At 60.8% G+C, this 14,456-nt stretch carries 10 protein-coding genes; 8 read left to right on the top strand and 2 right to left on the bottom strand.

Annotated features, from left to right (window positions below; translation table 11 throughout):
• The first annotated feature begins 63 nt into the window (after positions 1-63).
• From DWW51_RS01585 to DWW51_RS01570, 4 genes are all read left to right on the top strand, one after another.
• Positions 64-306, top strand: a complete 243-nt coding sequence (locus DWW51_RS01585) for a FeoA family protein (RefSeq protein ID WP_040358815.1) — start codon at positions 64-66, stop codon at positions 304-306.
• A 40-nt stretch (positions 307-346) separates the two neighbouring features.
• Positions 347-568: a FeoA family protein gene (locus DWW51_RS01580; RefSeq protein WP_006234774.1), complete on the top strand. Its 222-nt coding sequence runs from the start codon at positions 347-349 to the stop codon at positions 566-568.
• A 123-nt stretch (positions 569-691) separates the two neighbouring features.
• Entirely contained in the window at positions 692-3,019 is a 2,328-nt protein-coding gene (locus DWW51_RS01575) for a ferrous iron transporter B (protein WP_117773169.1), read from the top strand.
• Positions 3,020-3,223: 204 nt separating this feature from the next.
• Complete coding sequence (locus tag DWW51_RS01570) at positions 3,224-3,424, top strand: hypothetical protein (RefSeq protein ID WP_035136858.1); 201 nt, start codon at positions 3,224-3,226, stop codon at positions 3,422-3,424.
• A 185-nt stretch (positions 3,425-3,609) separates the two neighbouring features.
• Here DWW51_RS01570 and DWW51_RS01565 read toward each other — a convergent pair whose 3' ends face one another.
• On the bottom strand, positions 3,610-4,314 hold the full coding sequence (locus DWW51_RS01565) for a response regulator (RefSeq protein ID WP_117647985.1): 705 nt from the start codon (positions 4,312-4,314) through the stop codon (positions 3,610-3,612).
• The gene (locus tag DWW51_RS01560) at positions 4,307-7,042 is read right to left on the bottom strand and encodes a sensor histidine kinase KdpD (RefSeq protein ID WP_117647986.1); all 2,736 of its coding nucleotides are present in this window, start codon (positions 7,040-7,042) and stop codon (positions 4,307-4,309) included. Before DWW51_RS01560 ends, DWW51_RS01565 begins: the two co-directional genes overlap by 8 nt.
• 333 nt (positions 7,043-7,375) lie before the next feature.
• Here DWW51_RS01560 and kdpA point away from each other — a divergent pair, with 333 nt between their 5' ends.
• From kdpA to DWW51_RS01540, 4 genes are all read left to right on the top strand, one after another.
• Complete coding sequence (kdpA, locus tag DWW51_RS01555; protein ID WP_117773167.1) at positions 7,376-9,199, top strand: potassium-transporting ATPase subunit KdpA; 1,824 nt, start codon at positions 7,376-7,378, stop codon at positions 9,197-9,199.
• Positions 9,200-9,215: 16 nt separating this feature from the next.
• Positions 9,216-11,270: a potassium-transporting ATPase subunit KdpB gene (kdpB, locus tag DWW51_RS01550; protein ID WP_117647989.1), complete on the top strand. Its 2,055-nt coding sequence runs from the start codon at positions 9,216-9,218 to the stop codon at positions 11,268-11,270.
• Positions 11,271-11,282: 12 nt separating this feature from the next.
• On the top strand, positions 11,283-11,873 hold the full coding sequence (kdpC, locus tag DWW51_RS01545) for a potassium-transporting ATPase subunit KdpC (protein ID WP_117647991.1): 591 nt from the start codon (positions 11,283-11,285) through the stop codon (positions 11,871-11,873).
• A gap of 245 nt (positions 11,874-12,118) precedes the next feature.
• Positions 12,119-14,068: an NAD(P)/FAD-dependent oxidoreductase gene (locus DWW51_RS01540; RefSeq protein WP_117647993.1), complete on the top strand. Its 1,950-nt coding sequence runs from the start codon at positions 12,119-12,121 to the stop codon at positions 14,066-14,068.
• Positions 14,069-14,456: the final 388 nt, after the last annotated feature.

Here is a 14,456-nt window from a genome sequence, read left to right as displayed (position 1 = left end):
CATAGACGTGGCTAACTTTTGCCATGTCGATGTTGAGGACGAACCGATGTTAGGAGCTCACTCATGTCTTGCGGACCGCAGATGCCGGCTATGCCGCTTTCGATGGTAAAGGCGGGCGAAACCGTGCGCGTGTCTCGTGTAAAGGGCAATGAGGACATGAAGCACCACCTCAAGGACCTCGGCTTTGTCGAGGGCAGCGAGATCCACGTGGTGAGCTCGAGTGGCGCCAATATCATCGTCACGGTGCTGGGTGCACGCTTTGGTATCGATTCCAAGGTTGCCATGCACATCATGACCGTCGGTTAGTTCGCAGCATTTCGCAAAAAGCTGAAAGGGGGACAAGTACATGAAGACGTTGGGTGACGTCAAGGTGGGCGAGAGCTCTACCATCGTCAAGCTTCACGGTGAGGGTGCACTGCGCCGTCACCTTATGGACCTGGGGCTCATCAAGGGCACGTCGTTTAAGGTCGTAAAGGTCGCACCGCTCGGAGATCCGGTCGAGATCAACGTGCGCGGCTACGAGCTTTCCATCCGCAAGGAGGAGGCTGCCGTCGTCGAGGTCCAGTAAGGGCCAGCGGCGAGTATTTCTGCAGATAAAGTTAGGTTTTTCTAACTTAATGCAGCAACTTTGAAGCACATTATCCAGCTCGCGCGGAGAAAGCAGCGCGGGCACACAAGGAAGAAGGATTGAATGGCGGATTCTCAGATCCATGTCGCGCTGGCGGGTAACCCCAACTGCGGCAAGACCACGCTTTTCAACCTGATCACCGGCGCCAACGGCTACGTTGGCAACTGGCCCGGCGTCACGGTTGAGAAAAAGGAAGCCAAGCTCCTAAGCGACAAGAACGTTACCATCACGGACCTCCCTGGCATCTACTCGCTTTCCCCCTATAGCCCCGAGGAGCAGTGCTCGCGCGATTACCTCATGAGCGGCGAGCCCGATGTCGTCGTCCAGGTGGTCGACGCCACCAACTTGGAGCGCAACCTGTACCTGGCGCTTCAGGTTATCGAGACCGGCCTGCCCGTGGTCGTCGCCCTCAACATGGCCGACTTGGTCGAGAAGAACGGCGACAAGATCGACACGGACAAGCTCTCCAAGAAGCTCGGCTGCCCGGTCATGATGATCTCGGCCCTTAAGAACAAGGGCATCAACGAGCTGTTCGAGCAGGTCAAGAAGTCCGCTGCTTCCAAGGGCCAGGTGCCGGAGCACAAGTTCGATTCCTCCATCGAGGACGTTCTGGACCACATCGAGAACAACCTGCCGGCGAGCGTTCCCGCCAACAAGCGTCGCTACTACGCTGTCAAGCTGTTTGAGCGCGATGCGGACGCCTGCAAGCTCATCAACCTCACCAAGGAGAAGGCCGCTCGCGTCGAGCAGCTGGTCGCCCAGTGCGAGCAGGATTGCGACGACGACGCCGAGTCCATCATCACCGGCGAGCGCTATGGCGTGATTGCCCACATTATCGACGAGTGCATGACCAAGGCTCCGGCCAAGATGAGCACCTCCGAGAAGATCGACCGCGTGGTTACCAACCGTATCCTGGGCCTGCCGATCTTTGTGGTCATCATGTTCTGCGTGTACTACATCGCCGTTTCCACCCTGGGCGGCACGGTGACCGACTTCACCAACGACCAGCTCTTCGGCACCGACGGCTGGTACGTGCTCGGTCAGGGTCGCGACGCCTATGACGCAGCTGTTGAGGCTGCGGGCGACAACGCCGACTCGGTCGATCCAGCACAGTACGGCCCCTATGTCCCGGGTATCACCACCGCGGTGCATGACGCTCTCGTGGCGGGCGGTACCGAGGACGGTGGCCTCGTCGATTCGCTGGTCTGCGACGGCATCGTGGCTGGCATCGGCGCCATCATGGGCTTCGTCCCGCAGATGTTCCTGCTCTTTGTGATGCTGTCCTTCCTGGAGGACTGCGGCTACATGGCCCGCGTCGCCTTCATCATGGACCGCGTGTTCCGCCGCTTTGGCCTGTCCGGTAAGTCCTTTATCCCCATGCTCGTGTCCTCGGGCTGCGGCGTCCCCGGCGTCATGGCCACCAAGACCATCGAGAACGAGAAGGACCGCCGCATGACGGTCATGACCACCACGTTTATTCCCTGCGGTGCCAAGCTGCCGATCATCGCCCTGCTCATGGGTTCCATCATCGGCGATTCTTCCACCACCGCCGCATGGATCAGCCCGCTGTTCTACTTCTTGGGCGTCTTTGCCGTCATCGCCTCGGGCCTCATGCTCAAGAAGACCAAGCTCTTCGCCGGTCGCCCGACGCCGTTCGTTATGGAGCTTCCCGCCTATCACTTCCCGGCAATCCGCTCTTGGGCGCTGCATGTATGGGAGCGCTGCTGGGCCTTTATCAAGAAGGCCGGCACGGTCATCTTTGCGTCCACCGTCGTCGTTTGGTTCCTCTCCAACTTTGGTAGCTACAACGGCGCCTTTGGCTACCTGCCTTCCATGGAGGGCATCCCCGAGGAGTTCATGGATTACTCCGTGCTTGCCATGTTCGGCAACCTGGTCGCTTGGATCTTCGCCCCGCTCGGCTTTAGCACCTGGCAGGCCACCGCACTGACCGTCTCGGGTCTCGTTGCCAAGGAGAACGTTGTCGCCACCGCCGGCTCGCTGCTGTCCGTTGCCGACGCCGGCGAGACCGACCCGAGCCTGTGGACCGCGTTTGCGGCTATGTTCCCGACCATGGGCGCTTGCGTCGCCTTTGGTGCCTTCAACCTGCTGTGCGCTCCGTGCTTTGCCGCTATCGGCACCATCCGTAACCAGATGAACTCCGGTAAGTGGACCGCGATTGCCATCGGCTACGAGTGTGCCTTTGCTTGGGTCATCGGCCTGTTCATCAACCAGTTCTATAACCTGCTTGTTCTTGGGCAGTTTGGTATCTGGACGGTTGTGGCCATCGTGCTGCTGGCTGCGATGCTCTTCCAGATCTTCCGTCCCATGCCCAAGCATGCTTGGACCGACGAGGACGAGACCAACACCTCTTCCGCCGCAGTTTCCGCTTAAGTCCAAATAAGGATTAGCCCCTTTCCACGAGCCCGGGTGTCCCAGTGACACTCGGGCTTTTTGGTGCAATGGGGGACAGATTGCTTTGCTCCAGAAGTAAGATGTGGCGTTTCCGCAGATAAAACCGACCAAAACAAACCTGTCCCTTTTTGGCAGGTGGAAGATGGGGTAAAGTAAGTGGTGGTTAACTAGAGGAGGCTTACTATGGCACCTATCGATATTGTTGTGTTGGCTGTTATCGGCATTGCGTTTGTCGCCGTGTGTGTGCGTATCTACCGAAAGGGCACCTGCGCCGACTGCGCCCAGGGTGGCGTTTGCACGGGGCATTGCTCCAACAAAAAGACGTGCGCCGCACTTAAGGGCGTGGACAAAATCGCCGAAGACTTGGGCCGCGGGATCAAATAAGGCCCGGACATCAAAGCGCCCCGCGAGCATTCGTTCGCGGGGCGCTTTGCGCATTTGGACGCGAGCGCGGCGAGTTGAAGAGTAATTTTGGGCATCGTTAAATCAGTTGCGGTGAAATGCGGACTGTTTTGGCTGTCAAAGGCCTTATCTACTCCGTATTCCACCGCAACTTTTTGTGGGGTGGGCTAGAGACGCTGCATGCGGTACCCGACGCCCATGTGCGTCTGAATCATCTTGGGGTGAGAGGGGTCTGCCTCGATCTTCTTGCGCAGGGTGCGCATGAACACGCGCAGGCTCGCCAGATCGCTGTCCCAGCTCGTGCCCCATATCTCGCGGGTGATGAAGGTGTGGGTGAGCACCTTGTCGACGTTTTTCGCCAGAAGGACGAGCAATTTGTACTCGGTTGGGGTGAGCGAGAGCTCGCGTCCGTCTTTCGTCGCGTATCCCGCGGCGTAGTCGATATGCAGCGGACCGTTGTCGAACGTGCTCGCTTCTGTCGACTCGCTCGACGCCATCGAGGAGCGCCTCAAATTCGCACGGACGCGCGCGAGCAACTCATCCACAGAAAAGGGCTTGGTGAGGTAGTCGTCTGCCCCTGCGTCAAGTGCTGCAATCTTGTCGGAATCTTCGGTGCGCGCCGAAATGACGATAATGGGGACTGCCGACCAGCTTCGGATCTTCGTGATGACCTCGATACCGTCAATGTCGGGAAGGCCGAGGTCGAGCATGATGAGGCTGGGGCCGTGCGACACCGCATCCATGATGGCGGCCTGGCCGTCGCAAACCTTGCTCACGACATAGCCGTGGAGGTCAAGCGCGGTCGAAACGAGGTTTTGAACGGTCAGGTCATCTTCGACCAGGAGGATGCGTGGCTTAGCGGCATTATTCATGAATCTCGATCTCCTCAGCGGGCAGGGTAAAACGGAAGACGGCCCCATGGGGGTGGTTGTCGCGAACTTCGATGACGCCGCCATGCGCCTCCACGATGGAGCGGCAGAGCGACAGCCCAAGGCCGATGCTTCGACGCGAATCCACGGGCCGCGTATTGCTTGAGGTGAAGAAGCGCTCAAAGATATGAGGCTTGTCGCAGTCTGCCACACCCGGCCCATCGTCTGCGACGTCCACCACGACGAACGCACCCTCGCGACGTGCGCTGATGGTGACAGTCGAGTCCTCGGGCGTGTATTTGAAGGCGTTCATGATGAGATTCGTAAGCACCTGCATGATGAGATGGACGTCAATGCGTACCAGCAGGATGTCGTCAGTGTGCTCGATGGTGACGGTACGTCCATGCGATGCTTGGGCGGCATGGCTGAGGGCGGCCTCGATGACCTCGTCGATGAGCTCGGATGTGAAGTTGAGGTGAATGGTGCCGTCCTCGACGCGTGTGATGGCGAGGAGGTTCTCCACGGTATCAATAAGCCAGAGGGAGTCATCGTAGATGGCATCGGCAAGATCGCAGCGCTGTTCGAGGCTGAGCCTCTCGTCGCTCTTCCGAAGGATTGCCGCAGATCCGGATATAGCCGTGAGGGGTGTCCTCAAATCGTGGCCGATGGAGCGCAAAAGGTTGGCGCGCAGCTGCTCGTTTTTCGCCAAGACCGCAGCCTCTTCGCGCTCTTGCGCCGCTCGGTCACTTTCGAGCGCCAAGGCGCATTCACCTACGATAGATAGGACGATCGAATGCTCGAAGGCTTCGGTCTCGCGCCCCTCCAGGGCGATGCCGATGACACCGAATACCTTGTCGCCGGTGCGAACCGCGAGGTAGAGACAGCGCGCCTCAGGCAGGGTCCGCGTGCTTGCGCCCGCGCGCTTGTTGTTGGTGAAGGTCCAGGTTGCAACGGCGCGCTCGTAGTCGGTGAGCAGCGACGCGGATCGGTTTTCGGTGCCAGCGGACTCATAGAGCGCCTTGCCGAGCGTGCCGTGTTCGGCGGGGTAGAAGACCACGTCGAGTTTTAGCAGTTTGACGAGTTGGTTCATGGCGACGCGGGCGCACTCCTCCGCGCTATGGGCTTGCTGTAAGAGCTGGTTCGTTTCGAGGAGTACGCGCGTTTTGAATGCGTTCTCGGCGGAGGTACGGGCATTGTCGGCGATGCGCGCAGTTAACTCGCCGGCGACCATAGCGGTAGCGAACATGATGCCGAACGTGACCAGATAGCTTCGGTCGTAGCTGGCGAGCGAAAACAGAGGCGTGACGAAGCAGAAGTTGTAAAGCACTACAGAGAGCACGCTCGATACGATCGTGCAGATACGCCCCGTCGTGGTGACGGCGGTCAGCAGGGCCGTGAGGATATAGAGGGATATGATGCTGGAATCGGCAAATCCCAGATGGCGGAAAGCCGTGCCGATCGCCGTGGCGACAAGAGAGAGGGCCAGCGTGCGAAGCACGTTTCGGCTGCTGGGCGGCTGCAGAGCGAGCGCATGGCGGCGTCCTTTGGGTCGGGAGGGCGGAGTCGACTGGTCTGGAATGATGTAAATGTCGAGGTTCGGGGCGAATGCTATGAGCTGTTCTACGAGAGATTTGCGGCCAAAGAGGGCCTGACGGACGCTGCTGTGCTCGCCCGTGCGCCCCATGACGATCTTCGAAATACCCGACAGGCGCGCGAACTCGGAGATCTGAAACGCGACGTCGTCGCCATAGACGGTTTCCATATGTGCTCCGAGCTGCTCGGCTAGGGCGATATTGGCTGCAAGCTTGGCGCGCTCATCATCGCTCATGGCTTGCGTGCGCGGGCTTTCTACGAACAGGGCGACGAGCTCGCTGCGAAACGCTTTCGCCATGCGTGCGGCGGCACGGACGATGCGGGGATTGGTCGGCGCCGGGGAGACACAGACTAAGATACGCTCCTTGGTGTAGTAGTCACGGTTTCCCAGCACGCGTGCGGCGTCTGTGAGGTGGCCGGTGCGATCGGCGCAGCGGCGCAGCGCGATTTCTCGGAGTGCGGTGAGGTTTTCGACGGTAAAAAAATGCTGTTGCGCTCGGTCGGCTTGTGCGGGACGGTAGACGAGGCCGGCGCGAAGGCGCTCAAGTAGGTCTTCGGGCTCTATGTCGACGAGCTCGACCTGGTCGGCATCATCGAAGATACGGTCGGGGATTCGTTCGCTCACGACAACGCCGGTGATGGATGCAACCATGTCGTTTAGGCTCTCGATATGCTGAACGTTTACGGTCGTATAGACGTCGATGCCCGCATGTAGAAGTTCCTCGACGTCTTGATAGCGTTTGTCGTGGCGAGACCCCGGCGCATTCGTATGGGCGAGCTCGTCGACAAGGATGAGCTGAGGGGCGCGCTCGATAGCCACATCTAGATCGAACTCGCTGAGCGCAATGCCGTTGTGCTCGATGAGTTTACAGGGCACGTTCTCAAGCCCTTGTGCAAGATGGGCAGTTGCCGGACGTTCGTGCGGCTCGATGTATCCCGCGACGACGTCGACACCTCGCCGCTTGGCGGCGTGGGCGGCTTGAAGCATCGCATAGGTTTTGCCTGCGCCAGCAGCGTAGCCAAAGAAAATTTTGAGGTGTCCCCGGCTGGTTCGAGCGTCATCGGCGGCCTCGTCTTTCTCAATTGCCTTGAGGATGAGGTCTGGATTGACGCGAGTGTCCGATGCGTCGCGCTGCATAGCGTAGCCTTTCTGAAGCGTTGTCCATGCGTGCATACGCGGTGAGGACGCCACTGTATGCTCGCGAGGTCGAGTATAGGCGCACTGCAGCCGCAATAGTGCTTTCTACCTGCATCTTTACGGCATCTTAAGGTCGTGAGCCCCAGCCCTCACGCCTCTTTAACACCTAGAAGCGTTTACTGTCCCCAGACGCTTGCGAGGGCAGGCGTCCGAGACATCGGACCGCGCGTGAAAGGGGCGGTAATGGACATCCTCATTCCCATTATCGGAGTCGTCTGCATTGGACTCCTTATCTATTACATCTACATTCTGATGAGGAGTGATTCGTAAACTATGGACGCTGCGATTCAGTACATCTTGTACTTTGCCGTGCTCGTCGTCCTGGCCGTTCCGCTCGGTCGGTTCATGGCCCATATCATGGATGGTGAGCATACGTTCCTGTCGCCTGTGATTGCTCCTGTGGAGCGTGGCGTCTATCGTCTGCTTCGCATCGACGCGGCAGAGCAGATGGGGTGTAGGCGCTATCTGGCAAGCGTGCTGGCCTTTTCGGGGATCGGCCTCGTGGCTCTTGTGGCACTCCAGGCGCTTCAGTCCTTCTTGCCAGGCAATCCCCAGCACCTGCCGGGTGTGCCATGGGACCTGTCGTTCAATACGGCTGCTTCCTTCATAACCAACACCAACTGGCAGTCCTACTCCGGTGAGACCACCCTGTCCTACTTCGTGCAGTTCATGGGCCTCACCGTGCAGAACTTCGTTTCCGCTGGTACCGGTATCGCGGTCATGTTCGCGCTGATCCGCGGCTTCCGTCAGATCAAGGAGCAGGGTCTGGGTTCCTTCTGGGTCGACCTCACCCGCACCGTCCTGTATGTGCTCATCCCGCTGAACCTCGTGTTCGGCATCTGCCTGGCTGCCGGTGGCGTCATCTCCAACTTCCAGCCGGCTCAGAAGGCTGAGCTCGTAGAGCCCGTCGCTGTCCAGCCTAATGCAGACGGCGGCTGGAGCGTCATCGACGGCGCCCAGATCGAGGGCGACACGGTCAAGGTCGACGGCAAGGTTGTCGAGGGCGCGCGCGTGGTCACCGAGCAGTTCCTGCCCCAGGGGCCCGCGGCTCCTCAGGTCGCCATCAAGCAGTCCGGCACCAACGGCGGCGGCTTCTTCGGTGTGAACTCCGCCCATCCGTATGAGAATCCCAGTGCCTTCACCAACATCATCGAGATGACCAGCCTGCTGCTGATCCCGGCCGCCTGCTGCTTCACCTTCGGTATCGGCGTCAAGAACACCAAGCAGGGCAAGGCCATCTTCGCGGCGATGCTTATCCTGCTCGTGGTCTTTACCGGCATCATCGCCGTTAACGAGCATATGGGTACGCCGCAGCTGGCCGATGGCGGCGCGGTCAACATCGAGATGACCGATGGCCAGGCGGGCGGCAATATGGAGGGCAAGGAGAGCCGCTTTGGCATCGCCTCCTCTTCCACCTGGTCCGCTTTCACGACGGCTGCTTCCAATGGCTCGGTCAACTCCATGCACGACTCCTACACCCCGCTCGGCGGGTTTGTCCAGATGCTCCAGATGGCTCTGGGCGAGGTCGTCTTCGGCGGCGTGGGCTGCGGCCTGTACGGCATGATCGGCTTCGCCATCCTCACAGTGTTCATCGCCGGCCTTATGGTCGGACGCACGCCTGAGTTCCTGGGCAAGAAGATCGAGCCGGGCGAGATGCGCTGGGCAGTTGTCCTGTGCCTGGCAACTCCGTTTGCCATTCTGGTGTGCTCGGCCATCGCCTGCATGGTGCCCGGTCTTGCCGACCAGCTCAACAATGGTGGCGCGCACGGCTTCTCCGAGGTGCTGTATGCCTTCACCTCATGCGGTGGCAACAACGGCTCGGCGTTTGCAGGCATGAACTGCAACAATCCCTGGATCAACGTCATGCTCGGCCTCGAGATGCTGTTTGCCCGCTTCATGCCCATCATCGGTACGCTGGCTATCGCCGGCTCGCTGGCCAAGAAGGGTAGGGTCGCCGAGAGCGCCGGTACCCTGTCTACCACCAACGGCATGTTCGTATTCCTGCTCGTGTTCATCGTTCTGCTGATCGGTGCCCTGAGCTTCTTCCCGGCCCTGGCGCTTGGCCCCGTTGCCGAGTTCTTCCAGATGATTGCGTAAAGGAGGACGCAGATTTATGGCTATGCAAAAAGACATGATGGGCCGCGCGGTCCGCGACTCGTTTGCCAAACTGGATCCTCGCGTCCAGATTCAAAACCCGGTCATGTTCCTGGTGTGGCTTTCCGCCGTCATGACCTCCGTCCTGGCCGTCGCTTCCATCTTCGGTGTGCAGGACGCGGGTGTGCCCACCTACTATGTGGTCACCATCGCGGTCATCCTGTGGCTCACCGACCTGTTCTCGAACTTCGCCGAGGCGCTTGCCGAGGGCCGCGGTAAGGCTCAGGCCGATTCCCTGCGTGCGGCCAAGAAGGATGTCGAGGCCCATCGTATCGAGTCCGTTGAGGACAAGGAGCACTTCACCGTCGTTCCCGGCACCGAGCTCACGCGCGGCGACCTGGTGATCGTACGCGCCGGCGAGCAGATTCCCGGCGATGGCGACGTCATCGAGGGCGCTGCCTCCGTTGACGAGTCCGCCATCACCGGCGAGTCCGCCCCCGTGGTCCGCGAGGCCGGCGGCGACCGCTCTGCCGTTACCGGCGGTACCACGGTGCTGTCCGACTGGATCATCGTCAAGATCTCCAGTGAGCCCGGCCAGAGCTTCCTGGACAAGATGATCGCGATGGTCGAGGGTGCCGCGCGCAAGAAGACCCCTAACGAGATCGCTCTGGAGATCTTCCTGGTGGCCCTTTCCATCGTCTTTATCCTGGTCACGCTGGCCCTGTATTGTTACTCCTGCTTCTCGGCCGGTCTTAACGACATGGTCAACCCCACGGCCGTGACCACGCTCGTGGCACTGCTCGTGTGCTTGGCTCCCACTACCATCGGCGCCCTTCTGTCCGCCATCGGCATCGCCGGCATGAGCCGTCTGAACGAGGCCAACGTGCTGGCCATGTCCGGCCGCGCCATCGAGGCCGCCGGCGACGTCGACATCCTCATGCTCGACAAGACCGGCACCATCACCCTGGGTAACCGCCAAGCCGCCGAGTTCATCCCGGTCGACGGCGTCGATCCCGCGGAGCTGGCCGATGCCGCTCAGCTTTCCTCGCTGGCCGACGAGACCCCCGAGGGTCGTTCCATCGTCGTGCTCGCCAAGGAGCAGTTTGGGCTGCGCGGCCGCACACTCGAGGATAAGGGCATGGAGTTCATCCCCTTCACCGCGGCGACTCGCATGTCCGGTGTGAACTACGAGGGCAATGAGATCCGCAAGGGCGCTGCCGATTCCGTGCGCACCTATGTGGAGGCAGCCGGCGGCGTGTTCTCCCAGGAGTGCGACGAGGCCGTCGAACGCATCGCCAAGGCCGGCGGCACCCCGCTGGTCGTGACCAAGAACTGCCGCGTGCTGGGCGTTGTGTACCTCAAGGACATCATCAAGTCCGGCGTTAAGGAGAAGTTCGCCGACCTGCGCAAGATGGGCATCAAGACCATCATGGTGACGGGCGACAATCCGCTCACCGCCGCGGCAATCGCCGCCGAGGCCGGCGTTGACGACTTCCTGGCCGAGGCCACCCCCGAGGGCAAACTGGAGAAGATCCGCGAGTTCCAGCGTGAGGGTCACCTGGTCGCCATGACCGGCGACGGCACCAACGACGCGCCGGCGCTCGCCCAGGCGGACGTCGCCGTGGCCATGAACACCGGAACCCAGGCTGCCAAGGAGGCCGGCAACATGGTCGACCTCGACTCCAGCCCCACCAAGCTCATCGAGGTCGTGCGTATTGGCAAGCAGCTGCTCATGACCCGCGGTTCGCTCACGACCTTCTCGGTGGCTAACGACATGGCGAAGTACTTCGCTATCATCCCGGCCCTGTTCTCGCCGATCTACCCGGGCCTTGGCGCGCTCAACATCCTCGGTCTGGCAAGCCCACTGTCCGCGGTTCTTTCGGCCATCATCTATAACGCGCTCGTTATCGTCGCGCTGATCCCGGCCGCGCTGAAGGGCGTTAAGTACCGCGAGGTCCCGTCTGGACAGCTGCTGACCCACAACCTACTCGTGTGGGGTCTGGGCGGCATTGTTGCCCCGTTCGTATTCATCAAGCTCATCGACATGCTGCTCGCGTTCTGCGGCATTATGTAAGTGGAGGTTTGTATGTTCAAAGGTGTTGCATCGCGCGCACTTGGCGTGTTCGCGCTGTTTACCGTTGTCTGCGGCCTGGGCTATACGCTCGTCGTGACCGGCATCGCCCAGGTTGCGTTCCCGTATCAGGCGAACGGTTCGCTCATTACGGTCGACGGCAAGGTTGTGGGCTCCGAGCTCATCGGCCAGAACTTCGAGGACGAGGACCACATGTGGGGCCGCATCCAGAACGTGTCAATTGTCGAAGGCGAAGACGGCGAGCTCGTGGCGTATGGTGCCCCGTCCAACCTGTCCCCGGCGAGTGAGGAGTACCGGCAGCTTGTGGACGCGCGCGTCGAGAAGATTCGCGCCTCCAACCCCGACGCCGGCATGGATGCCGTGCCCGTCGACCTGGTGACGTGTTCTGGCTCAGGGCTCGACCCCGAGATCTCCCCCGATGCCGCCGAGTACCAGGTACCGCGCCTGGCGAAGGCCACGGGCAAGAGCGAAGGCGAGGTGCGCGACATCATCGCCCAGTGCACCAAGGGCCGTTTCCTCGGCGTGTTCGGCGAGCCCACGGTCAACGTGCTCAAGGTGAACCTTATGCTGGACGGCGCGCTGTAGGTGAGGGAGTGGCGGATGAGGGCATGACTGACTATCTGAGCCCTCAATTCCACCCCGCCCATCAGTTGCGGTGAAATACGGACCGTTTTGGCTGTCAAAGGCCTTATCTACTCCGTATTCCACCGCAACTTTTTGTGGGTTGAGTAAAAGCCGGGGGAGCGTGTACGGTCGGGTACAGCGCGGTTGCTGATACGATAGGTACGTTAGCAACTGCCGCCGAGCGGCTCAAATGAAAGGAACCCTGTATGGAGTCCTCCGCCTACCCGATGCTCTTTAGCCCGATCAAGGTCGGTACGACCGAGGTCAAGAACCGCGTCTTTATGCCGCCGGTGTCTACCAACCTGGCCGATCACGGCTATGTGACCGACGATTTGGTCGACCATTACCGCGCCCGTGCCAAGGGCGGCGTGGGTCTGATCATCACCGAGGTCGTGACGGTCGAGCCTACCTATACCTATCTGCCGGGTGACATGTGCTGCTACGACGACACGTTTATCCCTGGCTGGGAAAAGCTCGCCGCCGCCGTCCACGAGTACGGCTGCAAGATCATGCCGCAGCTCTTCCACCCCGCCTACATGGCCTTTAACATTCCGGGCACCCCGCGCCTGATCGCTCCGTCCTTTGTGGGCCCGTCCTATGCTCGCGAGGCGCCGCGCCCCATTACGGTAGATGAGATCCACGAGCTCACGCATCAGTTTGGCGACGCTGCCGTGCGTATGCAGAAGGCCGGCGTCGATGGCGTCGAGGTTCATGCGGCGCACGCCCACGGTATGCTCGGCGGCTTTTTGACTCCGCTCTACAACAAGCGCACCGACGAGTACGGCGGCTCACTCGACGCCCGCATGCGCTTCCTGCTCGAGGTCATCGCCGAGATTCGCGAGCGCTGCGGCAAGGACTTTATCATCGACGTCCGCATCTCGGGCGATGAGTACACCGATGGCGGCCTGACCCTCAACGACATGATCTACGTCTCGCGTCGCCTGGAGAAGGCCGGCGTCGACATGATTCACGTGTCGGGCGGCACCACTATCAAGCGTGGCTCTGCGATTCCCGCCGCCGGCACCCAGCAGGCCTCGCACGCCGCCTGCTCGCGCGAGATTAAGAAGCACGTCAACATTCCCGTCGCCACCGTCGGCCGCATCAACGAGGCCTGGATCGCCGAGGAGCTGATCGAGGACGGCGCTGCCGACATCTGCATGATGGGCCGTGCCAATCTGTGCGATGCCGAGTTCTGCAACAAGGCCGCTGCCGGCAACGCCGACGACATCCGCCCCTGCATCGGTTGCCTGCGCTGCCTGAACGGCATCATGTTTGGCAAGCGCATCTCCTGCACCGTCAACCCGGACGTGGAGCGCGACGAGGCCGGTTACGAGCCTGCCGCCGAGGCCAAGAACGTGCTCGTTGTGGGTGCCGGTCCCGCGGGCATGGAGGCGGCCTATATTGCCGCCAAGCGCGGCCACAACGTGGTGCTCGTGGATAAGCAGAACGAGCCGGGCGGCGAGATGCGCATCGCGGCCGTTCCGCCGGCAAAGCAGGAGCTCACCCGCGTGATCAAGTATCAGTATCGTCGCCTGGCCGAGGCCGGCGTCGCGTGCGTCTTTGGTACCGAGCTTTCGGCCGAGGACATTCAGCGCGACTACGCGGGCTACGAGGTTGTCCTGGCTTATGGCGCCGAGCCCATTGCTCCAGCCTTTATGCAGGGCTTTAAGCAAGTTATGACGGCCGATGACCTGCTGGGCGGCAAGGCTTTCCCGGGCAAGAAGATTGTCATCGTCGGCGGCGGAACCGTCGGTTGCGAGACGGCCGACTACCTGGCCCCGCTGGTCAACGACCTGTCGCCGGCCAACCGCGATGTCACCGTCATCGAGATGACCAAGACGCTTGCCGCCAACGAGGGCGGTGCCGGTCGCGCGGTGCTCATCACGCGTATGCTTTCCAAGGGCGTTCACGTGCTGACCGAGGCCAAGGTGACCGAGATTACCGAGGACACCATCAGTTACGAAAAGGACGGCGAAGTCCATACCATCGCCGACGCCGATACGCTGGTGCTTGCCATGGGTTACCGTCCCAACACCAAGCTGGCCGATGACCTTGCCGCTGCCGGCGTTGTCACCCACGTGCTGGGCGATGCCCAGAAGTGCGGCAACATCCGCGACGCTATCGGCGATGGCTACAAGATCGCCTGCGAACTCTAGTCAACCCCTTGGCGCATGGGGGCCAGGTTACTTTGCGCTAAGTTGATGCATGTAAACCTGACCCCATTGCACCATTTGATAAAACGCAAGCGCTCGCTGCCTGCGTTTTATCAAAGAAAGATTATTGTCGAGCCTTAAATGCCTTTTGTTTGTGTGCCTTCCGCAATCATATTGCGGTTGTAGACCAGGTGCAGATACATCGCATCGTGAGCGGCGGTGGGGTTGCGCGTCTCAATGGCGTCGGCCACACCGTGGTGCGTGCGGATGGTCTCCTCGACGAACTTTTTTGCCTGTTACGTCGATAAAGAGGGGAACGGATGCCTTGAGCACACCCATCAGACGGGTAACGGCGAGGTTGCCGCCATCCCAGGGCGGCTTCATGGGGTAG

Origin of the sequence: Collinsella sp. AF15-51 (genome assembly GCF_003462845.1) — a bacterium.
In the GTDB taxonomy this organism is placed as follows: Bacteria; Actinomycetota; Coriobacteriia; order Coriobacteriales; family Coriobacteriaceae; genus Collinsella.
The sequence above is the reverse complement of the archived record's forward strand: the minus strand, read 5'-3'. Positions and strand labels throughout refer to the sequence as shown.

What these genes read in the sequence shown, in the direction of transcription:
- DWW51_RS01540 (WP_117647993.1), top strand. Translation starts at nt 12,119, where the DNA reads ATGGAGTCCTCCGCCTACCCGATGCTCTTTAGCCCGATCAAGGTCGGT.
- kdpB (WP_117647989.1), top strand. Translation starts at nt 9,216, where the DNA reads ATGGCTATGCAAAAAGACATGATGGGCCGCGCGGTCCGCGACTCGTTT.
- kdpC (WP_117647991.1), top strand. Translation starts at nt 11,283, where the DNA reads ATGTTCAAAGGTGTTGCATCGCGCGCACTTGGCGTGTTCGCGCTGTTT.
- kdpA (WP_117773167.1), top strand. Translation starts at nt 7,376, where the DNA reads ATGGACGCTGCGATTCAGTACATCTTGTACTTTGCCGTGCTCGTCGTC.
- DWW51_RS01570 (WP_035136858.1), top strand. Translation starts at nt 3,224, where the DNA reads ATGGCACCTATCGATATTGTTGTGTTGGCTGTTATCGGCATTGCGTTT.
- DWW51_RS01560 (WP_117647986.1), bottom strand. Translation starts at nt 7,042, where the DNA reads ATGCAGCGCGACGCATCGGACACTCGCGTCAATCCAGACCTCATCCTC.
- DWW51_RS01575 (WP_117773169.1), top strand. Translation starts at nt 692, where the DNA reads ATGGCGGATTCTCAGATCCATGTCGCGCTGGCGGGTAACCCCAACTGC.
- DWW51_RS01585 (WP_040358815.1), top strand. Translation starts at nt 64, where the DNA reads ATGTCTTGCGGACCGCAGATGCCGGCTATGCCGCTTTCGATGGTAAAG.
- DWW51_RS01580 (WP_006234774.1), top strand. Translation starts at nt 347, where the DNA reads ATGAAGACGTTGGGTGACGTCAAGGTGGGCGAGAGCTCTACCATCGTC.
- DWW51_RS01565 (WP_117647985.1), bottom strand. Translation starts at nt 4,314, where the DNA reads ATGAATAATGCCGCTAAGCCACGCATCCTCCTGGTCGAAGATGACCTG.